At 59.9% G+C, this 25681-nt stretch carries 24 protein-coding genes; 15 read left to right on the forward strand and 9 right to left on the reverse strand.

Annotated features, from left to right (window positions below):
• Nucleotides 1-2: 2 nt before the first annotated feature.
• The 4 genes from F8N21_RS08135 to dinG form a co-directional block, all read right to left on the reverse strand.
• On the reverse strand, nucleotides 3-1109 hold the full coding sequence (locus F8N21_RS08135) for an OmpA family protein (RefSeq protein WP_150641632.1): 1107 nt from the start codon (nucleotides 1107-1109) through the stop codon (nucleotides 3-5).
• Nucleotides 1110-1250: 141 nt separating this feature from the next.
• Nucleotides 1251-2396 carry a serine hydrolase domain-containing protein gene (locus F8N21_RS08140; RefSeq protein WP_150641633.1) on the reverse strand — a complete coding sequence of 382 codons (1146 nt, stop codon included), beginning with the start codon at nucleotides 2394-2396 and terminating at the stop codon, nucleotides 1251-1253.
• A 272-nt stretch (nucleotides 2397-2668) separates the two neighbouring features.
• On the reverse strand, nucleotides 2669-5092 hold the full coding sequence (locus F8N21_RS08150) for a beta-galactosidase (protein ID WP_150641635.1): 2424 nt from the start codon (nucleotides 5090-5092) through the stop codon (nucleotides 2669-2671).
• Nucleotides 5093-5187: 95 nt separating this feature from the next.
• Nucleotides 5188-7332, reverse strand: a complete 2145-nt coding sequence (gene dinG, locus F8N21_RS08155) for an ATP-dependent DNA helicase DinG (RefSeq protein WP_150641636.1) — start codon at nucleotides 7330-7332, stop codon at nucleotides 5188-5190.
• 98 nt (nucleotides 7333-7430) lie between these two features.
• Between dinG and F8N21_RS08160 the strand changes: the two genes are divergently transcribed.
• Nucleotides 7431-7895, forward strand: coding sequence for a CopD family protein (locus tag F8N21_RS08160; protein ID WP_150641637.1), 465 nt, complete (start codon nucleotides 7431-7433; stop codon nucleotides 7893-7895).
• A 154-nt stretch (nucleotides 7896-8049) separates the two neighbouring features.
• Here F8N21_RS08160 and F8N21_RS08170 read toward each other — a convergent pair whose 3' ends face one another.
• Together F8N21_RS08170 and F8N21_RS08175 are read right to left on the reverse strand one after the other, a co-directional pair.
• Nucleotides 8050-8808: a collagen-like protein gene (locus F8N21_RS08170; RefSeq protein ID WP_150641638.1), complete on the reverse strand. Its 759-nt coding sequence runs from the start codon at nucleotides 8806-8808 to the stop codon at nucleotides 8050-8052.
• On the reverse strand, nucleotides 8801-9064 hold the full coding sequence (locus F8N21_RS08175; RefSeq protein ID WP_150641639.1) for a DUF1145 domain-containing protein: 264 nt from the start codon (nucleotides 9062-9064) through the stop codon (nucleotides 8801-8803). Before F8N21_RS08175 ends, F8N21_RS08170 begins: the two co-directional genes overlap by 8 nt.
• 148 nt (nucleotides 9065-9212) lie before the next feature.
• Between F8N21_RS08175 and F8N21_RS08180 the strand changes: the two genes are divergently transcribed.
• The 10 genes from F8N21_RS08180 to F8N21_RS08230 all read left to right on the forward strand — a co-directional run bounded on the left by F8N21_RS08180 (nucleotide 9213) and on the right by F8N21_RS08230 (nucleotide 18228).
• Complete coding sequence (locus tag F8N21_RS08180) at nucleotides 9213-9710, forward strand: DUF6231 family protein (RefSeq protein ID WP_150641640.1); 498 nt, start codon at nucleotides 9213-9215, stop codon at nucleotides 9708-9710.
• Between the two features lie 4 nt (nucleotides 9711-9714).
• Nucleotides 9715-10191 (forward strand): YchJ family protein, encoded by a 477-nt coding sequence (locus tag F8N21_RS08185; RefSeq protein WP_150641641.1) that lies wholly within the window; start codon nucleotides 9715-9717, stop codon nucleotides 10189-10191.
• 75 nt (nucleotides 10192-10266) lie between these two features.
• Nucleotides 10267-10764 carry an LEA type 2 family protein gene (locus F8N21_RS08190; protein ID WP_150641642.1) on the forward strand — a complete coding sequence of 166 codons (498 nt, stop codon included), beginning with the start codon at nucleotides 10267-10269 and terminating at the stop codon, nucleotides 10762-10764.
• Nucleotides 10761-10964 carry an SEC-C metal-binding domain-containing protein gene (locus F8N21_RS08195; RefSeq protein ID WP_150641643.1) on the forward strand — a complete coding sequence of 68 codons (204 nt, stop codon included), beginning with the start codon at nucleotides 10761-10763 and terminating at the stop codon, nucleotides 10962-10964. The genes F8N21_RS08190 and F8N21_RS08195 overlap by 4 nt, the downstream gene beginning before the upstream one ends.
• 393 nt (nucleotides 10965-11357) lie before the next feature.
• Nucleotides 11358-13808 carry a penicillin acylase family protein gene (locus tag F8N21_RS08205; protein WP_150641644.1) on the forward strand — a complete coding sequence of 817 codons (2451 nt, stop codon included), beginning with the start codon at nucleotides 11358-11360 and terminating at the stop codon, nucleotides 13806-13808.
• A 238-nt stretch (nucleotides 13809-14046) separates the two neighbouring features.
• Entirely contained in the window at nucleotides 14047-14829 is a 783-nt protein-coding gene (locus tag F8N21_RS08210; RefSeq protein WP_150641645.1) for a transporter substrate-binding domain-containing protein, read from the forward strand.
• Nucleotides 14830-14886: 57 nt separating this feature from the next.
• Nucleotides 14887-15615 (forward strand): ABC transporter permease, encoded by a 729-nt coding sequence (locus F8N21_RS08215; protein WP_150641646.1) that lies wholly within the window; start codon nucleotides 14887-14889, stop codon nucleotides 15613-15615.
• A complete protein-coding gene (locus F8N21_RS08220) occupies nucleotides 15612-16322 on the forward strand; it encodes an ABC transporter permease (RefSeq protein ID WP_150641647.1) in 711 nt (236 codons plus the stop codon). Before F8N21_RS08215 ends, F8N21_RS08220 begins: the two co-directional genes overlap by 4 nt.
• A 9-nt stretch (nucleotides 16323-16331) precedes the next feature.
• Nucleotides 16332-17450 carry a succinylglutamate desuccinylase/aspartoacylase family protein gene (locus tag F8N21_RS08225; protein ID WP_150641648.1) on the forward strand — a complete coding sequence of 373 codons (1119 nt, stop codon included), beginning with the start codon at nucleotides 16332-16334 and terminating at the stop codon, nucleotides 17448-17450.
• Nucleotides 17451-17463: 13 nt separating this feature from the next.
• On the forward strand, nucleotides 17464-18228 hold the full coding sequence (locus F8N21_RS08230) for an ABC transporter ATP-binding protein (protein ID WP_150641649.1): 765 nt from the start codon (nucleotides 17464-17466) through the stop codon (nucleotides 18226-18228).
• Between the two features lie 196 nt (nucleotides 18229-18424).
• On the opposite strand, the gene F8N21_RS08235 is transcribed toward F8N21_RS08230, so the two are convergent.
• Entirely contained in the window at nucleotides 18425-18634 is a 210-nt protein-coding gene (locus F8N21_RS08235) for a hypothetical protein (RefSeq protein ID WP_150641650.1), read from the reverse strand.
• A 107-nt stretch (nucleotides 18635-18741) separates the two neighbouring features.
• Entirely contained in the window at nucleotides 18742-19308 is a 567-nt protein-coding gene (dcd, locus tag F8N21_RS08240) for a dCTP deaminase (RefSeq protein ID WP_150641651.1), read from the reverse strand.
• 353 nt (nucleotides 19309-19661) lie between these two features.
• On the opposite strand from dcd, the gene F8N21_RS08245 reads away from it, so the two are divergent.
• Nucleotides 19662-19871, forward strand: a complete 210-nt coding sequence (locus F8N21_RS08245) for a cold-shock protein (RefSeq protein ID WP_014336857.1) — start codon at nucleotides 19662-19664, stop codon at nucleotides 19869-19871.
• Nucleotides 19872-20722: 851 nt separating this feature from the next.
• On the opposite strand, the gene F8N21_RS08250 is transcribed toward F8N21_RS08245, so the two are convergent.
• Complete coding sequence (locus F8N21_RS08250) at nucleotides 20723-21730, reverse strand: DUF481 domain-containing protein (RefSeq protein ID WP_150641652.1); 1008 nt, start codon at nucleotides 21728-21730, stop codon at nucleotides 20723-20725.
• A 163-nt stretch (nucleotides 21731-21893) separates the two neighbouring features.
• Between F8N21_RS08250 and F8N21_RS08255 the strand changes: the two genes are divergently transcribed.
• From F8N21_RS08255 to F8N21_RS08265, 3 genes are all read left to right on the forward strand, one after another.
• Nucleotides 21894-22247: an MGMT family protein gene (locus F8N21_RS08255; protein ID WP_150641653.1), complete on the forward strand. Its 354-nt coding sequence runs from the start codon at nucleotides 21894-21896 to the stop codon at nucleotides 22245-22247.
• A gap of 42 nt (nucleotides 22248-22289) precedes the next feature.
• Nucleotides 22290-23834 (forward strand): AmpG family muropeptide MFS transporter, encoded by a 1545-nt coding sequence (locus F8N21_RS08260; protein WP_150641654.1) that lies wholly within the window; start codon nucleotides 22290-22292, stop codon nucleotides 23832-23834.
• A gap of 119 nt (nucleotides 23835-23953) precedes the next feature.
• Nucleotides 23954-25669, forward strand: a complete 1716-nt coding sequence (locus tag F8N21_RS08265; protein WP_150641655.1) for a proline--tRNA ligase — start codon at nucleotides 23954-23956, stop codon at nucleotides 25667-25669.
• Nucleotides 25670-25681 lie beyond the last annotated feature (12 nt).

Here is a 25681-nt window from a genome sequence, read left to right on the forward strand (position 1 = left end):
AATCAGTTCTTGACGGGTTCAGCCGCTGCGACTTTCTTCGCTGGTGCGGCGGCTTTGGCCGGGACTGGCTTTTTCGCCGGGGTCGCTTTCTTGGCCGGTTGTTTCTTGGCCACTGCGGCCTTTTTCGCTGGAACCGCTTTTTTCGTTTCAACGACCGGTTCCACGGGCTTGGCAACCGGCTTGACCTGCTGGACAGCAACCTGGGTCAGTGGACGCGGCGCTGGCATGTTGTATTTGCTCAGCAGCGCAACCATGGTGTCCTGCGGCGTCAGCATGATTTCCACCCGGCGGTTCAACGCACGGCCTTCAACGCTGTCGTTGGCCGCACGTGGCGCTTCCGAGCCCATGCCACGCAACATCAGACGGTCACGCTGCAAGCCGCTGAGGCGGAAAATCGCGGCAATCGACTGCGCACGCTCCTGGCTCAGTTTCAGGTTCGCTGGAGCGGCACCCGAGGTGTCAGCGTGGCCGAGTACCAGTACCGAGGTTTTCGGGTCGACTTCGAGGATCTTCGCCACCCGGGTGAACGGACCGAGGGTGACCGGCAGCAGCATGGCCGGGCGATCCGGATTGAAGGAACTGTCGGCCGGCGCCGTCACTACCAGCACGTTTTCGCGGCGCTCGAGTTGCAGGTTGCTGTCCTTGATGGCGATACGCAGGCGCGGCTCATAGTCATCCAGCCAGGCTTGGGTGACTTTTGGATCGGGCATTGGCACGACCGTCTTGGCCGGGGCCTGATCCTTGCCACCGAACGGCCACCACCAATTTTTGCCTGCATCGGCATTGGCTTTAGCGACTGTTGCCGGCGCTGCGGGTTTAACTTCAGGCTTGGCCTCAACTTTGGTTTCGGCCTTTTTAACCACCTCGTCGGCGGTAAACGGCCACCACCAATTGCTGGTGCTTTCAGCCTTGGCGACCGGAGCTGAGACCGGGGTCGGGGCCGGGGTCGCCGGTTTGACTGGCTCGGGAGCCGGCTGTTTGCTGGCAACCTTGTCCGAGGAGCCGAATTGCCACCAGCTGTGACCGCCTTCAGCATCTTTCTGCGGAGTTTGTGCGCACCCGGTGATTGCCAGGCAAAGCGCCAGAACGAGAGATTTATTCGATGACATTAGATAGTCCACAAAAATGAGATGAAGAAAAATCGGGCACCAGGCCCCGCATAAACTGACGCTTTGAAAGCAGAAAAGCCGCCGGGTTCCACCCAGGGATTTTCCCGCGGTATTTGCGAATCCTTGTCGATCAGCCGCCCATTACAGGCAGCCGGCCAACACTCGCACCAGCTGTTGTGCCCGTGGGTCCATCAGGACGTACGGGCCCAGAGTATTGGTTACAAAACCGAAGGCCACGTCGTACTCCGGGTCGGCAAAGCCGATGGAGCCGCCGGCGCCCGGATGGCCAAACGCCCGGGGGCCGAGGCCGTAGGTCGCGTTGGCGACATCCGGCTGATCGAGCATGCAACCCAGACCGAAGCGGGTCTGGGTCAACAACGTCTGGTCCGGCCCGATGCTGTGTTCACGGGTCAGTTCGTCGAGCATTTCGGCCTCCAGCAGGCTGCCGTCGAGCAATCCGCTGTAGAACCCCGCCAAGCTGCGGGCATTGCCGTGGCCATTGGCCGCCGGTTGCTGCATCCGCCGCCATTCCGGCTTGTTGGTGCTGGTCATGATCGACGGCGGGTTGGTAAACGCCCGAGTGGTCATGGCCGTCGGCTCGCGCATGGTCACTTGCAGCAAGCGCTGGGCAGCAGCGTCGCCGACATTGCCCTTGCCGCGAGCGATATGCGCGACGCGATGGAATTCTTCGTCTGCCAGGCCCACGTGAAAATCCAGTCCCAATGGCCGAGCGACCCGCGCCACGATGGACTCTCCCGGGCCGCGTCGGTCGACGCGACGCAATAGCTCACCGATCAGCCAGCCGTAGGTGATCGCCGCATAACCGTGTCCTGCGCCGGGCGTCCACCAAGGCGTTTCGGCAGCCAGGGCGTCGACCATGGTTTGCCAGTCGTAAAGCGCTTCGGGCGCCAGCTGCTCGCGCAATGCCGGCAAGCCGGCCTGATGACAGAGCAGTTGGCGCAGAGTGACCGATTCCTTGCCGGCGGCAGCGAACTCGGGCCAGTACCTGGCAACCGGCGCATCCAGTTGCAACTTGCCTTCGGCCACCAATTGCAGGGCGGTGACGGCGGTAAAGGTCTTGGTGCAAGAGAACAGGTTGGCGATAGTGTCACTATGCCAGGCTTCGGTGCCGTCCTTGTCTGCCGTGCCGGCCCAGAGGTCGACTACGGTTTCTCCGCCGATCTGAATACACAACGCGGCGCCGCGTTCCTGTGGATCATCGAAGAGTGCCGCAAAGGCTTCGCGCACCGCTTCGAACTTGAGTTCGTAATGACCCTGAATCTGCACCCACACCTCTCCAGACAAACGAGCTACAAAGTTATGTATTGTTCCAGCCCTTGAGGGTTTTGGGAACCGACTCGGGCTGGGCGGTCGCCCTTGGGGGGCTGGATCCGAAATTTTCGCTGCCGCTCAGGACGCTTTCGCAAGCAGGCCTCAATTGTAGGAGCGAGCTTGCTCGCGGTGGACTCAAGGGCGGCGCGCTCATTCAGATAATACGCATTATCGTTAACGTCCATCGCGAGCAAGCTCGCTCCTACAGGGCAGTGGGAAATCAGCCGTTAGTGGCCATTCGCCGAATGCTCACCGTCATGCCCGCCCTGCCCCGCGCCCTTGTCCTGACTGCCTTGTTTGCCAACTTCATCCTTGGGGGCTGCGATCTTATCGGCATCGGCGCCGGCTTTGCCGTTTTCGTTGCCCAGCTGGTCGAGCGCCTGCAGATTGCTCTTGCGCACGCTGTCGACAAAGCCCTGGAACGGCACGTCGGTGATCCCCACCAGACCAAAGTGACCGTTTTCGCCATCCAGCAGACGACCGGTCACCGGTTGATCGAGGTACTGGAACCAATGCACGCCGACAATCGACGGTTCGGCCATTGCCTGTTTGATGAAGTTGGCGTACGCCGGACCACGATCCTCCTCCTTCACCAATTCGGTGACACCGGCCCAGAACGGCCCGCGATCTCTGGAGCCGAAGTTGAATTCGGTGATCAACACCGGTTTGTCCAGCTCGCGCAACCGGGCGAAGTCATAGCCGTCCTGCGGTTTGAGCGTGTACATGTTGAAGCTCACTACGTCGCAATACTGCGCGCAGGATTCCACCGCTTCAGGGGTGCTGACGGCAAATCGACCGCCCAGCAAGAGGTGGTTCGGTGCATGCCATTTCAGCGAGTCGGAAATGGTCTTGAAGTAGGTATCAGCGAAGACTTTCTGGAAATACTTGAAGTCGGCTTCGATTTCCGGATGTTCCGGGCTTGGCAACGGCGGCTCGAAACCCGGGTCCTCCATCAGTTCCCAGGCAGGGAGGTCGATACCCCAGGCCTTCGACAGGCCCGCCTGGTTGCGGTATTTGTCGCGCAGCTGCTTGAGGAATGCGCGCTTGGCCGGGACGTCGGTGGTCATCCGCAACGTGCCGTAAGCCAACGCGTAACGGGCCTTCGGATCATCGCCGGGGCCGGCCCAAGCCAGCTCGTTATCGGCGAAATAGCCGATCACCCAGGGATCATCCCGATGATCGCGGGTGGCGATAGCCACGGCGCGCTCGGTGGCCATGGCAAACCGCGGGTCGAATGGGTCGGGCATGCCACCCCACCAGTCGATGCCGGTACTGATGCTGGTGTAGTCGCCAACAATCGACAATGGCAAGGTGTACGGCACCCGATCGCTGCGGCCCAGCGCCGGGGCGCTCCAGTTGCCAATGGTGTTGAAGCCCCAGGCTTGCAGACGATCGAGGGTATGTCCGGCCCAGCGCTTTTCATCAAAGGCTGGCGCGGCGCAAGGCACAGCCGCCGGTGTGTAGGCGAGTTTCTCGGCCTGCGCCTCATGGGCATCGGCCTGGGCTGGCGCCGCTACGCCGGCCTGGGTTTCGCTGGTCGGCGCACAAGGCTGACCGTAGGTCCGCTGCAGGTTGGCGCCATAGAAGTCATACCATTTGCCAGCGTTGAAGCCGCGACCCTTGTCGACGCCGTTGCCGCCACGGTTGTCACCCTCACCGTAATAGCTGGCCAAAGGCTCATCGGCCTTGGGCAGGTCGCCGAACATCCATTCACGGCCGGCGACATAGGTCTGGTTGGTATCGGCGGTGACCGCGTTGACCCCCAGGGAATAGAAAGGGTGACCTTGTGGGGTCACCAGATACCAGCGTCCGTCACGCTTTTGCGTGCGAAAGAAGCCGCTCGCCTCGAAGGCCGGGCCCTTGTTCCAGCCACCATAGGTGTCCAGGGGTGAACGCTCACGTTCGGCGAGCCAGGTTTTCAGCTGTTGCTGTTCTTTGCTGGCGGCACTTTTGAGCTGGTCGTCGCTGGCGACTTTTTCCGGCCATTTACCCCGAGTGGATTGACCGTAGGCATCGACCAGCGAGCTGTAGGCAGCCTTCACCACGGCTTCACCGTCCTGCACGCCGAAGCGCTCGAGCATGATGCTTTGCGCCACTTTCGGCTGGTCCATCGACAGCGTGACCGACACCACCTGGCTGCGATCCAGCTCACCGCTGCTGCTGGCGAGCAAAACCCGTTGACCGTCGACGGTCATCGGCATCGGTGGCCCGGCTTTCATGCCCTGGCTCAGAGACGAGCTGGCCTGCAACGGCACCAACAGGGTCTGGACCGGCCCGGCAGGCAGGTCGATGCGGCTGACCAGGGTTTTGCCGTCATTGCTCTGGATGGTCACGTAGAGGGTCAGCGCCCAGTTCATAGCGCTCTGGATCCGCAGGCTCATGGCTCCCGACTGGGACCAGTCCCAGGCGCCGGATTGCGGCGTCAGGCGCAGGCTCGGCCGGGTTGCCGGGTTGAAAGTCACCCGACGCAACACTTCGCCTTCAGCCGTTTGCTCCGCATTGGACTGCGGCAGGCTGGCGTCTTCAGTCGCCACCTGCACCACATCGGCGGGGCGGACAAAATTGAACAGCGTCTGTTGTCCAGCAGGCGCAGCCAGCAGCGGCGCGGCGAACAACAGAGCAAAAACGGCGGGCAACGAACGGCGAATCATAGGAACGAGGTTCTCTCTAACGACCAGTTAACGGCCTGGGGAAAATCGGTGATAGGAGATAGACAACGGGGTGGGCGAATTTCGCCCACCCTGTCTCAAGAAATTTCCCGGCGAAACGGCGGCAGCGCATTGAGGATGGCTTTGCCATAGCGTTGGGTGACCAGACGTCGGTCGAGCAAGGTGATGGTGCCGCGATCTTCCTCGGTGCGCAGCAGTCGGCCACAGGCCTGGACCAGCTTCAGCGAGGCGTCCGGTACGGAGATTTCCATGAACGGGTTGCCGCCGCGGGCCTCGATCCATTCGGCCAGCGCCGCCTCGACCGGATCATCCGGCACCGAGAACGGAATCTTGGCGATCACCACATGCTCGCAATAGGCACCAGGCAAATCCACGCCTTCGGCGAAACTCGCCAGACCGAACAGCACACTGGATTCGCCACTATCAACCCGCGCCTTGTGCTTGTTCAGGGTTTCCTGCTTCGACAGGTTGCCTTGAATAAACACTTGTTTGCGCCAGTCGCGATCCAGGCCGTCAAACACGTCCTGCATCTGTTTGCGCGAGGAGAACAGCACCAGGGTGCCGCGCGAGCCTTCGACCAGTGACGGCAGATCGCGGATGATCGCCGCCGTATGCGCCGGGGCATCCCGAGGGTCGGCGCGCAGGTCCGGGACCCGCAGCACACCGGCGTCGGCGTGATGGAAGGGGCTGGGCACCACCGCCGTCACGGCTTTTTTCGGCAGCCCGGCGCGCATCCGGAAGCGGTCGAAGGTACCGAGGGCGGTCAAGGTGGCCGAGGTCACCAGCGCGCCATAGGCGACGTTCCACAGGTTGCGCCGAAGCATTTCTGCCGCAAGGATGGGACTGGCGTTGACCTCGATATCGAACAGCGAACCGCTCTCGGCCAGGGTCAGCCAACGGGCCATCGGCGGGTTGTCTTCCGGGTCCTCGGCGGTGAATGCGGTCCACAGCTCCCAATTGCCCTGGGAGCGCGACAGCAGGCTACCGAACAGCGGGTACCACTCTTCCGCCTGATTGCTGGCGATGCCGATATTGACCTCGCCATCCATGCCTTCCTTGAGCAGCTCGGTGAGCCGGGTGAAGACGTCGGTCAGGCGCGAAAAGCCCTTCTTCAGTTCGATGCCCATTTCGCGCATGTGCTCGGGAATCACCCCGCCGACGAAACGATGACGCGGCCGTTCACGGCCCTCCACGTCTTCACCAGGCTTGAAGTCGGCCACTTGCTCGCAGGCGGTGAACATGAATTGTTGCTGGGTCTTGATCTCCCGCGCCAGCTCCGGAACCTGCTCGATCAGCTTGCCCAGATCGCCGGGCAACGGATGTTGGGCCAGCAGTTTGGCGAGATTCTTCGCGGTCTGCTCCAGCCAGTCGGCGGTGGAGCGCAGACGGGTGTAGTGGGCGAAATGACCGATGGCCTTGTCTGGCAGGTGGTGCCCTTCATCGAACACGTAGAGGGTATCGCGCGGGTCCGGCAGTACCGCACCGCCGCCCAGCGCCAGATCGGCCAGGACCATGTCGTGGTTGGTGACGATCACGTCGACCTTGCCCATGCCTTCGCGGGCCTTGTAGAAGGCGCACTGGCCGAAGTTCGGGCAATGACGGTTGGTGCACTGGCTGTGATCGGTGGTCAGCCGCGCCCAGTCCTGATCCTCGAGAGCAGTGGACCAGCTGTCGCGGTCGCCGTCCCACTTATTCCCGGCGAGTTTTTCGATCATGCTGGTAAATAGCTTCAGACTGGTCTCATCGACCTCGATCTTGAAGCCTTCTTCCTCGAACAGCTGCGCCGTGGCGGTGTTCGCATGGCCTTCCTGCAACAACATATCGAGCTTGGACAGGCACATGTAGCGCCCACGGCCCTTGGCCAGGGCGAAGGTAAAGTTCAAGCCGCTGTTGCGCATCAGGTCCGGCAGATCCTTGTAGACGATCTGCTCCTGCAATGCGACGGTCGCGGTGGCAATCACCAGGCGTTTGCCGGCGGCCTTGGCGGTCGGAATCGCCGCCAGGCTGTAGGCCACGGTTTTCCCGGTACCGGTGCCGGCTTCCACCGCCACTACCGCGGGGTCGCCACTGCGCCGACCTTCGTCATCGGTAGCGATGTCACCAAGGACTTTGGCGACTTCGGCGATCATCAAACGCTGGCCGTAACGCGGCTTGAGGCTCTTGGCTTCGAGAAAACGCGAATAAGCGCCCTGGATCTGGGATTTGAGTTCGTTGCTGATCATGGTCTTCGGGCGCGAGAAACGCTGGATAAATTTTCAGTGGTTCGAATCGGTCGCTATCATAACCCGCTAATTCATCCCGCGCAGAACGGAGTACCTGAATGACCCTCTTTAGCCTTGCTTACACCCTGCATGTACTGGCGGCCCTGGTCTGGGTCGGCGGCATGTTTTTCGCCTGGCTGGTCCTGCGCCCGGCCGCTATGGCGGCACTCGAAGGTCCGGCACGACTGAAGCTGTGGGTAGAAGTGTTTCAACGTTTTTTTGGCTGGGTTTGGGTCGCTGTGGTGCTGTTGCCGATCAGTGGTGTCGGCCTGATCCATTTGCGCTTCAACGGCTTTGAAACCGCACCGCGTTATGTCCAGGTGATGATGGGGCTGTATGTGGTGATGACGGCGTTGTTTATCCGTATTTCGGCGTTGCAACTGCCGGAGCTGCGGATAGCGGTGCTGGCGCAAGACTGGCCGAACGGCGCGGCGACCCTGGGCAGGATCCGGCGTCTGGTGGGGATCAATCTGATTATCGGGTTGCTGCTGGTGGCGGTGGCTTCGGCAAGGCCAATGTTTTAAGGCTTTGTGGCGAGGGGGCTTGCCCCCGTTCGAGCGCGAAGCGGTCGCAATTCGGAAAACCCGTTCTGCCTGAATGAACACGGTTGAATTGTTTACGACTGCTGCGCAGCCGAACGGGGGCAAGCCCCCTCGCCACAGGGGAGCTCATTTACTGTTACAACCGCTGCACCGTCACCGATCCCGCCTCACCGGCTGGTCCTGGCTGGCCTTCAGCGCCAGGATGCCCACTCTTGCCGCCATCGGCGCGGTAAACGAAGCAACCTTTGGACTTGCCGCCCGCGCCTGGCTTGCCAGCCACTCCGGCCAATCCCCCGACACCACCGTCGACCCGGATTTTGATCTGCGCAGCGGGATAGTTTCCTGGCAACTCCAGCCGAACTTGCGCACCGCCCGCACCGGGATGGCCATCACCACCATTGTCGCCATCGGCACCAGGACCGGCCTGGCCCCAAGTGCAACCGGGCGCCTGGCCGTTGGCGCCATCCAGGCCCGCGTAACCCGGTGCACCGGCACCACCGCGAGCATCCACCGACAATTCCGGAGCATTCAACGAGTTGATCCGCAGGTTGAGATTTCGCCCTGGCTTGGCCGCCTTGAGGTAAGTACCGGGCGCACCGCGGGAGGTGATCTGGCTGCCGCTGCCCAATTGAGCACGACTGACGTTCAATTGCAGGCTTTGTGCAGCGGGTACGATAGCGATCCGCGCTTCGTGACCCAGATGCAGTTCGCCGACCGTCATTTCAGTCACGTTGGATGGAATCAGCAGGGTGCCGTAATCGGCGACTTCCAGTCGTTCCAGGTGCAGGACACTGGTGGTATTGGGCAAGCGCAGCAACGAATTGGTTTCGACCGTGACCACTTGGGCATAGGCCAAAGGGCTGCACAAAGCGGCCAGCAGACAGATATTACGCATGCTTGCGCTCCGGGATAGTTTGCAGATGAAAGACGCCCGACTGCAGAATCTTCAAGCGATCACGCCAGGGGTGGGCGCGGCCCCTCAGGCTGCGATTGCACAGCACCAGTTCCAGCAGATGGGTCAACAAAAGCAGGCTGGCGGCAATATTGAGCAATAGATGGAATGGATTGATCAGCGGGACGAGCAGATTGACCACCGCCAGCAACCAGAACAGTAAGGTCAAAAACTTCCAGAGCCCCCAATACACCTTCATACGCTCCCCCGCTGAGAATTATTCTTTGAACGCACAGTACCGAGTTCCACGAGGGATTAGCCAGAGGCAAGAAAAAATTCTGGATAAAACCGGCTAGGCCCGAGCGTTCGAGCGCGCTAGTCTTCGCAGTTCTGATTGAGGATTTTCGATGACCGCAGGTATTTCTTCGCGCACCCCCCAGCAAGCCCTTGCCGCTTTGCTCGATCGCTATGCCCCCCGTCGTCTGTTATTGATCGGTGCCAGCGACTTCCCGGCACTCGAAGCCTTCAAGCGGGCGCATCCGGACACCTGTGTTGCACAAGCCGCACCCGGCCCACTGCCGGCAGAGCTGGCGGCGCGCCGCTTCGACCTGGCACTGGTGGTCGATTGCCTCGAGCATTTGCCCAAGCGCGAGGGTCTGAACCTGCTGGGCGGGATTCGCAACCTCAATGCCAGCCGCATTGCCGTGCTGGCGGATCTTTCGGCCTGTGGCTGGCAGGAGACGGATTTTTTCTCCCTGGCCCTGCAAGCCAGCGAACACTTCCAGCGTGACGAGCAGCAGCTGACCCTGTTCACCTACGATCTGCTTGACTACAAACAAGTGCCCGACTGGCTGAACGCCCGGTTCTGGGCTAATCCGGAAAACTTTGGCAAGTATTGGTGGTAAAGCGATGAGCACCTCGATTTGTCCCTGCGGTAGCGGCAACCTGCTCGATGTCTGCTGCGGCCACTACCATACGGGCCACCCGGCGCCGTGCGCCGAGTCCTTGATGCGCTCGCGCTACAGCGCTTATGTGCTGGGTCTGGTGGACTATCTGGTAGCGACCACCCTGCCCGCGCAGCAGGCCGGCCTGGATCGTCAATCGATCAGTGAGTGGAGCGCCCAAAGCACGTGGCTGGGCCTGGAAGTAGAAAGTTCAGAAGTGTTTGGTGGCCAACCCGAACACGCTTTCGTGACGTTCACCGCGCGCTGGCATGACAGCAGCGGAGAACACAGCCATCGCGAACGTTCGTCGTTCGTGCAGAACAGCGACCATTGGTACTTCATCGACCCTACGGTGCCGCTCAAGGCCGGGCGCAACGACGCCTGCCCCTGTGCCAGCGGGCAAAAATTCAAGAAGTGCTGCTCGAGCTATTTCGCCAACTAAGTTTCGACACAGGCCACCTCCAACACCCTGAACACCTGGTTGCTAGCTAGACTGGGGTATCAAGGGGGTAATGGCATGGCCTCTGATATTCGAGCGTTAAGGATAATCAGCCTGCTTCTGGCGCTGACACTTGGCGGCTGCGCGTCCTGGTTTATCGACGAAGACTGGGTCGACCCGCAAGTGCATCTGGTCAAGGTTGAAGTGATCCGGGCGAAACTTCTGGAGCAGAGGTTTCTCCTGCACTTTCGCGTCGACAACCCCAACGACAGTGACCTGACGGTGCGCGGACTGGAATACCGGATACACCTGGGGCACATGCTGCTGACCGAAGGCGAGCACGAAAAGTGGTTCACCGTGAAGCCGAAAAGCAGCGGCTATTTCCAGGTGCCGATCCGCACCAATCTCTGGCCGAAGGTGCGCGAAGTGGTGAAACTGCTACGAAAACCGCAGCAACCCATCCCTTATCGGCTGGAAGGTGAACTGGAAACCGGATTATTCATCGCCTATTACGTGCACCTGAAGCGTAATGGCGAGATAATTCCCGCCGATTTTATTCCGGAGCGACCTCGATGACCCAAGAACCTCATGTCCATGGCCCAGACTGCAACCACGATCATGACCAGCACCATGCTCACGACCATGGCCATGTTCACGGCCCCGACTGCGGCCACGCTCACCAGGAGCCCGTGCGCAATGCGTTGAAAGACGTCGGCCGCAACGACCCTTGCCCGTGCGGCAGCAGCAAGAAATTCAAGAAGTGCCACGGCGCTTGATGCACTAACGCTTCGCGGGCATTTTCCTTCCCCTGGACTTGCGCCTCCCCCCTTGTGGGAGCGAGCTTGCTCGCGATGATCGTTAACGATAACGCGTATGGTCTGAATAAACGCGCCGCCCTGTAGGAGCGAGCTTGCTCGCGATGGTCGTTAACAATAACGCGTGTTTTCTGAGTACACGCACCGCCCTTGAGTCCATCGCGAGCAAGCTCGCTCCTACAAAAACCGCGCCATATCGCCCCCTTGGCATCAATTTCTCTAACCTGAGTTTTTGCGGTCATGAAGCGGTTTAACTGACAAAGAAGAAATAACCCTCGCATCCTGCTTGCGCGGCAACCTCCTGCTCACTAACGTAGCGCCTTTATCAGCACTACCCCCCGCAGGAGCTTTGCCATGGCCTCGCCAGCCCTCACACATTTTCTTCCCCGGTTCGGCGTTGCCGCAGCAGTGGCCGGTGCTCTGGGCCTGACCGGTTGTCAGCCCTGGAACACTCAAGACACCGTGCCACCCACTGCCGGCGTGCAATCGCTCAAAGGGCTGGCCCAGAACGTATCGGTGCGGCGCAATGCCATGGGTATGCCGCTGATCGAGAGCAACAGTTTCCACGACACACTCTTTACCCTGGGTTACGTGCACGCCACTGACCGCATCACCCAGATGCTCACCATGCGCCTGCTGGCTCAGGGCCGTCTGGCCGAAATGTCCGGCCCCGACGTGCTGGAAGCCGACAAGTTGATGCGCGCGGTCAATCTGAAGAAGAACGCCGGCGAGCTGTATACCGCTGCTTCGCCACGTCTCAAGCGTTTCTTCGAAGTCTATGCCCGTGGCGTCAACGCCTACCTGTTCCGTTATCGCGACAAGCTGCCGCCGGATCTGGCTGCCACTGGCTACAAGCCCGAATACTGGAAACCGGAAGATTCGGCGCTGATCTTTTGCCTGCTCAACTTCAGCCAATCGGTAAACCTGCGGGAAGAAATTGCCTCGCTGGTCCTGGCGCAGAACGTCGGTACCGACAAACTTGCCTGGCTGACCCCGTCCTACCCGGATGAACAGCTGCCTTTCGCCGAAGCGGAAAAGCTCAAGGGCCTGAACCTCAGCGGACAAGTCCCGGGCCTGGCTGACCTTGGCAAGGTCACCGATCAGCTTGCCAAACTGAATCTGCTGAGCGTCGCGGCTTCGAACAATTGGGCCGTTGCACCGCAACGCAGCCGCAGCGGTAAAAGCCTGCTGGCCAGCGACAGCCACTTGCCGATTGCCGTGCCGTCGCTCTGGAACTATGTGCAACTGCGCGCACCGAAATACCAGGCCGCCGGTGTCTCGGTCGCCGGGATCCCGGCCATCGTCGCCGGTTTCAACGGCAAGGTCGCATGGAGCATGAGCATGGTCATGGGCGACAATCAGGACCTGTTCCTCGAAAAGCTCAAGCGCCAGGGCAATGCGCTCTACTACGAGGTCGGCGGCAAATGGCAGCCGGCTATCGTTCGTAACGAAACCTACTTCGTCAAAGGTCAGCGGCCGATTCGCGAAGTTGTCTACGAAACCCGCCACGGTCCGCTGCTCAACAGTGCGCTGGGCACGACATTGAGCAGCGGTTATGGTCTGGCGTTGCAAATGCCGGACCTCAAGGACGATAAGAGTCTGGATGCGTTCTTCGACCTGTCTCGTGCGAAAAATGTCGAGAAGGCCTCCGACGCCAGCCGCGAAATCCGCGCCATCGCCTTGAATATGGTGTTCGCCGACGCAAGCAATATCGGCTGGCAAGTCACCGGCCGCTTCCCCAACCGTCATGAAGGTGAAGGCCTGTTGCCATCGCCGGGCTGGGAGGGTCGCTACGATTGGGACGGTTACGCCGACCCGATGCTGCACCCGTATGACCAGGATCCGGCCCAGGGCTGGCTCGGCACCGCCAACCAGCGGATCATCCCCCACGGCTATGGCATGCAGCTGTCCAACTCCTGGTACTACCCGGAGCGCGGCGAGCGCATCGCTGAACTGGCCGGGACCGGCAAGCACGACACTCGCAGCATGATTGCCATGCAGTACGACCAGACCACCACCTTCGCCGCCAAGCTGAAGAAAATATTCGAAACCCCGGGCATGTCCCAGCCGCTCAAACAGGCCATCGAGGCCTTGCCCGAAGCCGAACGGGGCAAGGCTCGCGAAGCCTACAGCCGGTTGATGGCGTTCGACGGCAAACTCAGCCCGACTTCGGCTGATGCCGCCATCTATGAGTTGTTCCTGCAGGAAAGCGCCAGGCAGATCTTCCTCGACGAGCTGGGCCCGGAATCCAGTCCGGCCTGGAAAGCCTTCGTCAGCAACGGCAATTTGTCCTACTCGGCGCAGGCCGACCACTTGCTAGGCCGCGAAGACAGTCCGTTCTGGGATGACAGTCGCACGCCGCACAAGGAAGACAAACCGGCCATCCTCGCCCGCAGCCTGGCGGCGGCCATGACTGCCGGTGACAGCCAGATGGGTGCCGATCACCGGGCCTGGCAGTGGGGCAAACTGCACCGCTACGAGTGGAAAAACGCTGGCGGCCAGACCGTGCGCGGCCCACAACCTGCGGGCGGTGATCACACCACGTTAAATACCGCCGCCTACGCCTGGGGTGAGAGTTTCGATACCACACTGATCCCGGCCATGCGCTTTATCGTCGACTTCGGCCAGGCCGAACCGATGATCGGCCTCAACAGCACCGGCCAATCCGCAAACCCGGCCAGCCCGCATTACCTCAACAGCGTCGATCCCTGGTTCAAGGGCCAATACATGAGTTTCCCGATGCAGCCGCAGAACTTCGACAAGGTCTACGGCAAGACGCGATTGACCTTGGTGCCCGGCAAATAAACCCCGGGAGATCGTTCCCACCCAGAGCGTGGGAGCGATCATAAACTCCAATTTGGTGCAGTCATTTTCACCCGCCCTTTTTCGGGCACGCCACAGTAATGCCCCTGGCGAAAAGCAGCTTTTAAAACACTTGTTCGGGAGTATGGTTCGGAAATTGCTACCTTCTATAGGTCTTACGCTTTCCAGTAACAATAATTCTGCGCCACAAGCGCTCATATTGGTTTTTAGGGATTGAATAATGAAAAAAGCATTGCTGACCCTTTCTGCACTGGCGTTGTGCATGGCAGCCGGTTCCGCGCTGGCCAAGGAATATAAAGAGCTGCGTTTTGGCGTTGACCCTTCCTACGCACCGTTCGAGTCCAAAGCGGCTGACGGTAGCCTGGTGGGCTTCGATATCGATCTGGGCAATGCGATCTGCGCCGAACTGAAGGTCAAGTGCAAATGGGTCGAAAGCGATTTCGACGGAATGATCCCGGGCCTCAAAGCCAATAAATTCGACGGTGTAATCTCCTCCATGACCGTGACCCCGGCCCGTGAGAAAGTCATCGACTTTTCCAACGAGCTATTCTCCGGCCCGACCTCCTACGTGTTCAAGAAGGGCTCGGGGCTGACCGAAGACACCGCATCGCTCAAGGGTAAAACCGTTGGCTACGAGCAAGGCACCATTCAGGAAGCCTACGCCAAAGCCGTGCTGGACAAGGCTGGGGTGAAAACCCAGGCCTATCAGAATCAGGACCAGGTGTACGCCGACCTGATTTCCGGCCGTCTCGATGCCTCTCTCCAGGATCTGCTGCAAGCCGAGCTGGGCTTTTTGAAGTCACCAAAAGGTGCCGATTTCGAAGTCAGCAAGCCGGTTGACAGCCCACTGTTGCCAGCCAAAACCGCTATAGGTATCTCGAAAGGTAACAAAGAACTCAAGGAACTACTCAATAAAGGTATCAAAGCGTTACATGATGATGGCACCTACGCCACCATCCAGAAGAAACACTTTGGCGATCTGAATCTTTACAGCGGGAAGTAACCCCTTGGCGCCCACCGAAAACGGTGGGCGTTTTTTTGATTGTCAAAGGCACGACCCATGTTCGAAGACTTGCTGCAAACCTTGGGACTTTCCGCCTTCAGCCTGCAGGGTTTCGGCCCGCTGCTGATGGAAGGCACCTGGATGACCATCCAATTATCGGTGTTGTCGCTGCTGCTGAGCGTTCTGCTCGGCCTGATCGGCGCCAGTGCCAAGCTTTCCCCCGTCAAGCTGTTGCGGGTTCCGGCCCAAATCTATACCACGCTGATTCGCGGCGTACCGGACCTGGTGCTGATGCTGCTGATTTTCTACAGCCTGCAAACCTGGCTGACCACCTTTACCGACTTCATGGAATGGGAATACATCGAGATCAACCCGTTCAGCGCCGGGGTGATTACCCTGGGTTTCATTTACGGCGCCTATTTCACCGAGACCTTCCGCGGCGCAATTCTCGCCGTGCCCCGTGGTCAGGTCGAAGCCGCCACCGCCTATGGCCTCAAACGCGGCCAGCGCTTTCGTCTGGTGGTCTTCCCGCAGATGATGCGCTTCGCCCTGCCGGGCATCGGCAATAACTGGATGGTGATGCTCAAGGCCACGGCGCTGGTGTCGATCATCGGTTTGGCCGACCTTGTCAAGGCGGCTCAGGATGCCGGTAAAAGCACCTATCAACTGTTCTACTTTCTGGTACTGGCGGCCTTGATCTACCTGCTGATCACCAGTGCCTCGAACGTTGTCCTGCGTTGGCTCGAACGCCGTTACGCGGCCGGTTCCCGGGAGGCCGTCCGATGATCGAACTTCTGCAGGAGTACTGGAGGCCCTTCCTCTATAGCGACGGCTACCACATCACCGGCCTGGCCATGACGATGTGGCTGCTCAGCGCCTCGATCTTCATCGGTTTTCTGGTGTCGATCCCGCTGTCCATCGCCCGGGTTTCACCCAAGTTTTACATCCGCTTGCCGGTGGAGTTCTACACCTATCTGTTCCGCGGTACGCCGCTCTATATCCAGTTGCTGATCTGCTACACCGGGATCTACAGTCTGGCCGCCGTGCGTGCGCAACCGGTGCTTGATGCGTTTTTCCGCGACGCGATGAACTGCACCATCCTCGCCTTCGCCCTGAACACCTGCGCCTACACCACGGAAATTTTTGCCGGGGCAATCCGCAGCATGAACCACGGCGAAGTCGAAGCGGCCAAAGCCTATGGCCTTAGCGGCTGGAAGTTGTATGCCTATGTGATCATGCCTTCGGCACTGCGCCGCTCATTGCCGTACTACAGCAACGAAGTGATCCTGATGCTGCACTCGACCACCGTGGCCTTCACCGCGACCATCCCGGATGTCCTGAAAGTCGCCCGCGACGCCAACTCGGCGACCTTTTTGACCTTTCAATCGTTCGGCATCGCCGCGCTGATCTACCTGACCGTCACCTTTGCGCTGGTCGGTCTGTTCCGCCTCGCCGAACGCCGATGGCTGGCTTTCCTCGGGCCGACCCACTAGGACCTTCAAATGCGCCACCAGATTCATGACCTGCTTGCCCCGCTGCCGGGCACTGCACGACAGATTCACAGTTTCCACTTCGGTCCGCAGCAGGCCAAAGGCAAGATCTACATCCAGTCGTCCCTGCATGCTGACGAACTGCCCGGCATGCTGGTGGCCTGGCACCTCAAGCTGCGGCTGGCGGAACTACAAGCTCAAGGCCGCCTGCGCAGTGAAATCGTGCTGGTGCCGGTAGCCAACCCGGTCGGCCTGGAACAGGTGCTGATGGACCTGCCGCTGGGCCGCTACGAACTGGAAAGCGGGCAGAACTTCAATCGCTGGTTCGTTGACCTGAGCGAAGAAGTCGGTAACGAAATCGAAGGCCAGCTCAAGGATGACCCTCATCATAACGTCCAGCTGATCCGCAGCAGTTTGCGCAAGGCTTTGGCTCGGCAAACCGCCAGCACCCAACTGCAATCCCAGCGTCTGACCCTGCAACGGCTGGCCTGCGATGCGGACATGGTGCTGGACCTGCATTGCGATTTCGAAGCCGTAGCGCACCTGTACACCACCCCGCAATCCTGGCCGCAGGTCGAACCGCTGGCGCGCTATATCGGCGCCGAAGCCAGCCTGTTGGCGACCGACTCGGGCGGACAATCCTTTGATGAATGCTTCACCCTGCTCTGGTGGCAATTGCAGCAGCGCTTCGGCGAGCATTTCGAGATTCCGCCGGGCAGCTTTTCGGTCACCGTCGAGCTGCGTGGTCAGGGTGATGTCAATCACGAGCTGGCCCGCCTGGACTGCCAGGCGATCATTGACTATCTGACGCAATTCGGCGCCATCGCCGGCGAACCGGCGCCTCTGCCCGAGCTGCCCTACCCGGCCACCCCGCTGGCGGGTGTCGAACCCGTGACAACGTCCGTTGGCGGTCTGCTGGTATTTGCCGCGCTGCCTGGCGAGTACCTTGAGGCCGGGCAACTGATCGCCGAAGTCATCGACCCGATCAACGACCGCGTCACACCCATCCATTGCAACAACGCCGGGTTGATGTACGCCCGCTCGCTGCGGCGCATGGCCACTGCCGGCATGGTGATCGCCCATGTCGCAGGCACCGAGGCCTATCGCAGCGGCTACCTACTTTCGCCTTGAGGATGCATGCCCCATGTACAAACTGACCATTGAAGGCCTGCATAAGCGTTACGGCGACCTTGAAGTGCTCAAAGGTGTTTCGCTCAAGGCCAGAACCGGCGACGTCATCAGCCTGATCGGCGCCAGCGGCTCGGGTAAAAGTACCTTTTTACGCTGCATCAACTTCCTCGAGCAGCCCAACGAATGCGCCATGACCCTGGATGACCAGCCGATCCGCCTGATCAAGGACCGGCATGGCATCCACGTGGCCGACGAGGACGAGCTGCAGCGGATCCGCACCCGTTTGGCGATGGTGTTCCAGCACTTCAACCTGTGGAGCCACATGACGGTGCTGGAAAACATCACCATGGCGCCGCGGCGGGTGCTGGGTTGCAGCAAGAAAGACGCCGAAGACCGTGCCCGGCGTTATCTGGACAAGGTCGGCCTGGCTGCCCGGGTCGCCGATCAATACCCGGCGTTTCTCTCCGGCGGTCAACAGCAACGCGTGGCCATCGCCCGGGCCCTGGCGATGGAACCGGAAGTCATGCTGTTCGACGAACCTACCTCGGCCCTGGACCCGGAACTGGTGGGCGAAGTGCTCAAGGTGATCCAGGGCCTGGCCGAAGAAGGCCGGACCATGATCATGGTCACCCACGAAATGAGCTTCGCCCGCAAGGTGTCGAGCCAGGTGCTGTTTCTGCACCAGGGGCTGGTAGAGGAAGAAGGTACGCCGGACGAGGTGCTGGGCAATCCGAAGAGTGAACGGCTCAAGCAGTTTCTCAGCGGCAACCTGAAATAACTCCCCTTCCCGCCTTTCGTAGCAGCTGCCGAGCCTGCGAGGCTGCGTCCGGCTGCGTCAGCAGTCGTAATATCAGGCACTGCGGTTTTACAGGTTAACCGTGGTGGCAGGATTTACGACTGCTGCGCAGCCGAACGCAGCCTCGCAGGCTCGGCAGCTCCTACAGAGGAATGTGCGGAGCCGAAAACCCCTTGCATCAGGCGACAGGCGCGGGAGGTGGCTCATCCGGCAGGGTTGGCTCACCGGGTTCGGTCGGTTGTTCGTTCGGGGTATCCGGATCGGGCTGACCAGGAATGCCGCCCGCCATCGTGACCGACGGATGGGCCAACAAAGACCAGGCCAACACGCCGATCTGATTGGGCTCAAGCCTTGCCAGTTCGGCACTTATTCGCGGATCGAGTTTCATAGGGCACTCCTGAGCGTTGGCCCGGCTCGCATTGCGCGAACCGGAGCAGTACTTTCAATAGAGTACCTGCCCGCTCAAGAATTCCCACTGTTCGTCAGATACCTGAATCAGGCACGCGGCAACGTGACGCCAAGCTGACCCTGGTATTTGCCGCCACGGTCCTTGTAGGAGACTTCACACTCTTCATCGGACTCGAAAAACAGCATCTGCGCCACGCCTTCATTGGCGTAGATCTTCGCCGGCAACGTGGTGGTGTTGGAGAACTCCAGGGTCACATGGCCTTCCCACTCAGGTTCGAGCGGCGTGACGTTGACGATGATGCCGCAGCGCGCGTAGGTGCTTTTACCCAGGCAGATCGTCAGCACATTGCGCGGGATACGGAAAAACTCCACGGTACGGGCCAGGGCGAAAGAGTTCGGCGGGATGATGCACACGTCGCTTTTGACGTCGACGAAACTCTTCTCATCAAAGTTCTTCGGATCGACGGTCGCCGAGTTGATGTTGGTGAACACCTTGAATTCATCGGCGCAACGCACATCGTAGCCGTAGCTCGAGACGCCGTAGGAAATCACCCGGTCAGCGCTTTCGCCGCGCACCTGACGCTCTACAAAGGGCTCGATCATGCCGTGCTCTTGCGCCATGCGGCGAATCCACTTGTCCGATTTGATGCTCATGGCGGGTGTCCTGAATAGCGAGGTGGAAAAATTCTGTCCGGCATCTTACCGGGGCGCGCCGCCGGGTTCAAAGTCTGGGATGTTTTTCTCGCCGTTCCCCGCAATAGCTGGGCCTCACGCCTTATATGCCGAACCGTCAGTCACGAAAATAGAGAAACCTTCGCAAAGACCATTGGCACCTTCCGGAAAACGCGTTAAGGTAGCGCCACTGTGCTGCTTGTGTCACTGAGAATCTCTACACGATATGTTGAATTTCGATCCAACCATCTCCAAGAATTTTTCCTGCTCTTTGCACTCAGTCTCGGCCAGGGCTTTTCCTGAGTCGCAGTTAACTTTGTCCAAGGAGATACACCATGTCTAATCGCCAAACTGGTACCGTTAAGTGGTTCAACGATGAAAAAGGCTTCGGCTTCATCACTCCACAATCCGGTGACGACCTGTTCGTTCACTTCAAAGCTATCCAATCTGACGGCTTCAAAAGCCTGAAAGAAGGCCAACAGGTCTCTTTCGTCGCTACCCGCGGCCAGAAAGGCATGCAAGCTGAAGAAGTTCAAGTTATCTAACTTGTAACTGATACAGCAAAAGCCCCGCCCTTAAAAGCGGGGCTTTTTTGTGCCTGTCTGTTTTGTCCTTCAACTGCACTCGGTCGGAGCTGGCGCAGCCTGCGATCTTTTAGCGGTTTTGGAGATGGCACAGGAGCCAGATCAAAAGATCGCGGCCTACGGCAGCTCCTACAGGATCGCGTGTTCCTGCGATTTCACAGGTGTACCCGGTCGGATCGCGTGCTCCTGCGCTTTCACAGGCGTACCCGGTCGGCGTAGGAGCTGGCGCAGCCTGCGATCTTTTAGCGGTTTTGGAGATGGCACAGGAGCCAGATCAAAAGATCGCAGCCTGCGGCAGCTCCTACAGGATCGCGTGCTCCTGCGATTTCACAGGTGTACCCGGTCGGATCGCGTGCTCCTGCGCTTTCTCAGGCGTACCCGGTCGGCGTAGGAGCTGGCGCAGCCTGCGATCTTTTAGCGGTTTTGGAGATGACACAGGAGCAAGATCAAAAGATCGCAGCCTGCGGCAGCTCCTACAGGATCGCGTGTTCCTGCGATTTCACAGGTGTACCCGGTCGGGCGTAGGAGCTGGCGCAGCCTGCGATCTTTTAGCGTTTCTGGAGATGACACAGGAGCCAGATCAAAAGATCGCAGCCTGCGGCAGCTCCTACAGGATCGCGTGTTCCTGCGCTTTCACAGGTGTACCCGGTCGGCGTAGGAGCTGGCGCAGCCTGCGATCTTTTAGCGGTTTTGGAGATGGCACAGGAGCAAAGATCAAAAGATCGCAGCCTGCGGCAGCTCCTACCAGGATCGCGTGTTCCTGCGCTTTCACAGGTGTACCCGGTCGGCGTAGGAGCTGGCGAAAGATATGCTTACCAGGTAACGCCAAACCCAGCGGTGTAACGGGTCTTGTCCAAGTCGCCGTCCTTGGCACCACTGACAATGTCCTTCTCCGCCTTGAGGTTGAGCGAAGCCCATTCCGTAACCCGGTAGCGCAAGCCGAGCTCGGCATCAAGGGAGTAATCGGCCACGCCCGAGAGTGGCTTGCCGACTTCGCCGTTGGTGAAGAACTCGACCTTCTTGCCGATCAGGAAACGGTTGTAGTCCCACTTCATCGCCAGGGAGTAGAAGTTGTCCTTGCCGCCGTCCGCATACTCATAGTCGGTACGATTCACCAACGAGCCCAGGGAGAACGCGCCCAATTCATCATCCCAGAATTGATAACCCGGACCAGTACCCACAGTACGCTGACGAGCCAGGTCTTCGACTTTGTCGCGCTTGTAGATCGCACGCCCCTGCCAGAACCACTTCTCGGTCAGGAAGCGATCGAGCGCATATTCGCCGCTCCAGTTGTCTGCTGTGACCACATCGTCCTGGAACTGGCGGTTATATTCGCCTTCGGCCGTATGCCGCCACCTGCCATGACGCGCACTGGTCTTGAAATCGACGTCATAATCGTCGACGTCCTTTTCGGCACGCTGATAGTCCAGCGCCATATCAATATTGCCCTTCAATACCAGGTCTTCGACGACCGGCTTGGGCTTGAGGATCTGTTGGATGCTCGCCAGCTCAACGGTCTTGGGCGTATCACCGTTGGCCAGGGTCACCTTGCCGTCTTCCGCCGCATGCAAGGCCTTAGCCTTCTCGCCAGTATAGGCATCCTGTTTGACCAGCAGCTGCTGATCGCTTTCCAAAGTCTTGACCTCTTTCCAGTCAATCGGGACAGCTCCGGCGTATTCGGTCTGGATCAGCAGTTTGCCGCCATCGAAGACACTGATCTTGCCGCTCAGACGGTCACCGTTTTTCAACCAGACCGTATCGGCGAGCAGAGGGGCGGAAGCACTTGCGACAGCGAGGCACAGCAGGGTTCTGGACAACATAAGCAACACAGGACTCAGGTTCGCGAAAAAAAGGCGGCATTATCCCCATAGAGAAAGCCTTGGCAAAGACTGACCCGACGATTTGTATTGAGTTCATTTCTCATCCAGCAATTAAGGACTTACTCTACAGACGGTCATACGACCTCCTTGAGGACCCCCGAGCGTGACTGACTCACCCGCTGAATCCGAAAGCCCGGCGCAAATCCGACGCACGGCGCTCTATCTGACACTTGCCCAAGTCCCTGCGGGTAAAGTGGTGAGTTATGGTCAACTGGCCGAACTGGCCGGGCTCGGTCGTGCCGCACGCTGGGTCGGGCGCACCCTCAGCCAGTTACCCGGCGATACAAAATTGCCCTGGCATCGCGTGCTCGGCGCAGGCGGACGCCTCAGCCTGCCGGCCGGTAGCGTTTCGGGCGATGAGCAGCGTGCACGATTGCGCACGGAAGGCATCAGTGTCCTGAACAATCGTGTTGATATTCAGCGCCATGGCTGGCGCCCGGTAGAGCACAGCGGTTAGAGTGCGCGCTTTGTTTCCGTAATCTGAGGCAGACTCCAGCCCATGCCCCGTAAAACCTGGCGCGCCGCACTTGCCGCCTATGCCAGCCCTTCGACACTCGTGTTGTTGCTGCTTGGATTCGCCGCCGGCCTGCCTTATATGCTGGTGTTTTCGACGCTGTCTGTCTGGTTGCGTGAAGCCGGCGTGGCCCGCGAAACCATCGGCTACGCCAGCCTGATCGGCCTCGCTTATGCCTTTAAATGGGTATGGTCGCCGCTGCTCGATCAATGGCGCCTGCCATTTCTCGGCAAACTCGGCCGTCGTCGATCCTGGCTGGTCCTGTCCCAGGCACTCGTCATCCTCGGGTTGATCGGCATGGGCTTCTGCGACCCGCAGAAACATCTGTCCTGGCTGATCGCCATCGCCGTCGTCGTCGCCTTCGCCTCGGCCACCCAGGACATCGCGGTCGACGCCTATCGCCTGGAAATTGCCGAAGACAGCCGCCAGGCTGCACTGGCCGCGGCCTATATGTCCGGCTATCGGATCGCGGCACTGCTGGCGACGGCCGGCGCGCTGTTCTTCGCCGAAGGTTTCGGCTCCACCGGGTTCAACTACAAGCACTCGGCCTGGGCCGGCACCTACATCCTGTTCGGTGCGCTGATGATTCCGGCGCTGCTCACCAGCCTCTTCATGCGTGAACCACCGGTACCGCTGCGCACTCAACTGTCCGCTGGGCGCTACAGCTTCGCGCATCAACTGGCCTCGGTATTCGTCCTGATCGTGCTGTTGATTTCCGTACCGGCAATGTTTACCCAGCTCTACAACACCGACTTCGCCAGTGTGCTGTTCGACGGCACCAGCCCGCTTGACCTGGTGCTGGAGGACCGTGCCTTCCTGCGGGCCATGCTCTATGTCACGCTCACCGGCCTGTGCCTCTCGAGCATGGGCCGTCGCGGCCTGGCACCGGTACTGACACCGGTCAACGACTTCATCCTGCGTTATCGCTGGCAGGCTTTCCTGCTGCTGGGCCTGATCGCCACCTATCGGATGTCCGACACGGTCATGGGCGTGATGGCCAACGTGTTTTACATCGACCAGGGGTTCACCAAGGAGCAGATCGCCAGTGTCAGCAAGATCTTCGGCCTGATCATGACCCTGGTCGGCGCGGGGATGGGGGGGTTGCTGATCGTGCGTTTCGGCATCCTGCCGATCCTGCTGATCGGTGGTATCTCCTCGGCCGCCACCAACCTGCTGTTCCTGATGCTCGCCGACATGGGCGCCAACCTGAACATGCTGATCGCCACCATTTCACTGGACAACTTCAGCTCGGGCCTGGCCACTTCGGCGTTTGTCGCTTACCTGTCGAGCCTGACCAACCTGAAGTTCTCCGCCACTCAATACGCCCTGCTCAGCTCGATCATGCTGTTGCTGCCACGGCTGATCGGCGGTTATTCCGGGGTGATGGTGGAAAAATTCGGCTATCACGACTTTTTCCTGATCACTGCCCTGCTCGGCGTGCCCACCTTGCTGTTGATCGGCTTGCAGTGGCGCCAGGAACACCGCCGCGCCCGCGTGGCCAGTGACGCAGCGGTCACCGAAGAGTCCTGACAAGGGCCGACTTTGGTCGCCCTTCCCCGCTTCGTCCGGCTGCAATCCTGTACGCCAACGGATCTCGCCCGTACAATGCTCCGTCATTTCTAGTCATCAGCAACCGACAACGGCCAACCATGCGCACCAGTCAATATTTGCTCGCCACACAGAAAGAAACGCCTTCCGATGCGGTCGTGATCAGCCATCAGCTGATGCTGCGCGCCGGGATGATCCGCAAACTCGCCTCGGGCCTGTACACCTGGCTGCCGATGGGCTTGCGGGTAATGCGCAAGGTCGAAGCCATCGTTCGTGAAGAAATGAACGCCGCCGGCTCTCTTGAAGTGTTGATGCCGAGCACGCAACCGGCTGAGCTGTGGCAGGAATCCGGTCGCTGGGAAGAGTACGGGCCTGAATTGCTGCGCTTCAAGGATCGCCACGGTCGCGACTTCTGCGCCGGCCCGACTCACGAAGAAGTCATCACCGACCTGATGCGTAACGAGTTGAGCAGCTACAAACAGCTGCCGATCAACCTGTATCAGATCCAGACCAAATTCCGTGACGAAATCCGCCCACGCTTCGGTTTGATGCGCGGCCGCGAGTTCATCATGAAGGACGCCTATTCGTTCCACGCTGATCAGCCTTCGCTGCAGATCACCTACGACCGCATGTACCAGGCGTATTGCAACGTATTCACCCGTCTGGGACTGAAGTTCCGTGCTGTTGAAGCCGACAACGGCTCGATCGGCGGTGCCGGCTCCCACGAATTCCACGTACTGGCCGAATCCGGCGAAGACGATATTGTCTTCAGCAACGGGTCCGACTACGCCGCGAACATTGAGAAAGCCGAAGCCGTACCGCGCGAACCCTCCCGCGCGCTGCCTGCCGAAGAGCTGCGCCTGGTCGATACGCCGAACGCCAAGACCATTGCGCAACTGGTCGAAGGCTTCAACCTGCCGATCGAGAAGACCATCAAGACCCTGGTGGTTCATGCTGAAGAGAAAGGCAAGCTGATTGCCTTGATCATCCGTGGCGACCACGAGCTGAACGAAATCAAGGCCGCCAACCAGCCTGGCGTCGCCAGCCCGCTGGTCATGGCCTCCGAAGCCGAACTGCGCGACGCCATTGGCGCCGGTGCCGGCTCCCTCGGCCCGCTGAACCTGCCGCTGCCAATCATCATCGACCGCTCGGTCGAACTGATGAGCGACTTCGGCATCGGTGCCAACATCGACGACAAGCACTACTTCGGCGTGAACTGGGAGCGTGACCTGCCGGTTCCGACCGTTGCCGACCTGCGTAACGTCGTAGCCGGAGACCCGAGTCCTGACGGCAAAGGCACCCTGGAAATCAAGCGCGGCATAGAAGTCGGGCACATCTTCCAGCTGGGCAACAAGTACAGCAAAGCGATGAAGTGCGAAGTGCTGGGCGAGAATGGCAAGCCGGTCACCCTGGAAATGGGCTGCTACGGCATCGGCGTTTCCCGCGTGGTGGCAGCGGCCATCGAGCAGAACAACGACGCCAACGGGATCATCTGGAGCGACACCCTGGCCCCGTTCCAGGTTGCCCTGGTGCCATTGCGCTACGAAACCGAACAGGTTCGCGAAGCCACCGACAAGCTGTATGCAGAACTGACTGCAGCCGGCTTTGAAGTGCTGCTGGATGATCGTGACAAAAAAACCAGCCCGGGCATCAAGTTCGCAGACATGGAGCTGATCGGCATTCCGCACCGGATCGTGGTCAGTGACCGCGGCCTCGCCGAAGGCAACCTGGAATACAAGAGCCGTACCGAGGCCGAGGCGCATGCGCTGCCGGTCGCTGACGTACTGTCATTCCTCCAGGCCCGTATCCGCCGCTGAAACCAGATCAAG

The sequence above is a fragment of the Pseudomonas fluorescens genome, assembly GCF_902497895.1.
Classification (GTDB): Bacteria; Pseudomonadota; Gammaproteobacteria; order Pseudomonadales; family Pseudomonadaceae; genus Aquipseudomonas; species Aquipseudomonas fluorescens_BP.

Excerpts from the sequence above, each read along its gene's own strand:
- F8N21_RS08160 (WP_150641637.1), top strand. The coding sequence starts at position 7,431 with ATGACCCTCTTTAGCCTTGCTTACACCCTGCATGTACTGGCGGCCCTG.
- F8N21_RS08250 (WP_150641652.1), bottom strand. The coding sequence starts at position 21,730 with ATGTTGTCCAGAACCCTGCTGTGCCTCGCTGTCGCAAGTGCTTCCGCC.
- F8N21_RS08230 (WP_150641649.1), top strand. The coding sequence starts at position 17,464 with ATGTACAAACTGACCATTGAAGGCCTGCATAAGCGTTACGGCGACCTT.
- F8N21_RS08195 (WP_150641643.1), top strand. The coding sequence starts at position 10,761 with ATGACCCAAGAACCTCATGTCCATGGCCCAGACTGCAACCACGATCAT.
- F8N21_RS08190 (WP_150641642.1), top strand. The coding sequence starts at position 10,267 with ATGGCCTCTGATATTCGAGCGTTAAGGATAATCAGCCTGCTTCTGGCG.
- F8N21_RS08135 (WP_150641632.1), bottom strand. The coding sequence starts at position 1,109 with ATGTCATCGAATAAATCTCTCGTTCTGGCGCTTTGCCTGGCAATCACC.
- F8N21_RS08245 (WP_014336857.1), top strand. The coding sequence starts at position 19,662 with ATGTCTAATCGCCAAACTGGTACCGTTAAGTGGTTCAACGATGAAAAA.
- F8N21_RS08150 (WP_150641635.1), bottom strand. The coding sequence starts at position 5,092 with ATGATTCGCCGTTCGTTGCCCGCCGTTTTTGCTCTGTTGTTCGCCGCG.
- dinG (WP_150641636.1), bottom strand. The coding sequence starts at position 7,332 with ATGATCAGCAACGAACTCAAATCCCAGATCCAGGGCGCTTATTCGCGT.
- F8N21_RS08210 (WP_150641645.1), top strand. The coding sequence starts at position 14,047 with ATGAAAAAAGCATTGCTGACCCTTTCTGCACTGGCGTTGTGCATGGCA.
- F8N21_RS08235 (WP_150641650.1), bottom strand. The coding sequence starts at position 18,634 with ATGAAACTCGATCCGCGAATAAGTGCCGAACTGGCAAGGCTTGAGCCC.
- F8N21_RS08215 (WP_150641646.1), top strand. The coding sequence starts at position 14,887 with ATGTTCGAAGACTTGCTGCAAACCTTGGGACTTTCCGCCTTCAGCCTG.
- F8N21_RS08265 (WP_150641655.1), top strand. The coding sequence starts at position 23,954 with ATGCGCACCAGTCAATATTTGCTCGCCACACAGAAAGAAACGCCTTCC.
- F8N21_RS08180 (WP_150641640.1), top strand. The coding sequence starts at position 9,213 with ATGACCGCAGGTATTTCTTCGCGCACCCCCCAGCAAGCCCTTGCCGCT.
- F8N21_RS08220 (WP_150641647.1), top strand. The coding sequence starts at position 15,612 with ATGATCGAACTTCTGCAGGAGTACTGGAGGCCCTTCCTCTATAGCGAC.
- dcd (WP_150641651.1), bottom strand. The coding sequence starts at position 19,308 with ATGAGCATCAAATCGGACAAGTGGATTCGCCGCATGGCGCAAGAGCAC.
- F8N21_RS08205 (WP_150641644.1), top strand. The coding sequence starts at position 11,358 with ATGGCCTCGCCAGCCCTCACACATTTTCTTCCCCGGTTCGGCGTTGCC.
- F8N21_RS08260 (WP_150641654.1), top strand. The coding sequence starts at position 22,290 with ATGCCCCGTAAAACCTGGCGCGCCGCACTTGCCGCCTATGCCAGCCCT.
- F8N21_RS08225 (WP_150641648.1), top strand. The coding sequence starts at position 16,332 with ATGCGCCACCAGATTCATGACCTGCTTGCCCCGCTGCCGGGCACTGCA.
- F8N21_RS08175 (WP_150641639.1), bottom strand. The coding sequence starts at position 9,064 with ATGAAGGTGTATTGGGGGCTCTGGAAGTTTTTGACCTTACTGTTCTGG.
- F8N21_RS08185 (WP_150641641.1), top strand. The coding sequence starts at position 9,715 with ATGAGCACCTCGATTTGTCCCTGCGGTAGCGGCAACCTGCTCGATGTC.
- F8N21_RS08170 (WP_150641638.1), bottom strand. The coding sequence starts at position 8,808 with ATGCGTAATATCTGTCTGCTGGCCGCTTTGTGCAGCCCTTTGGCCTAT.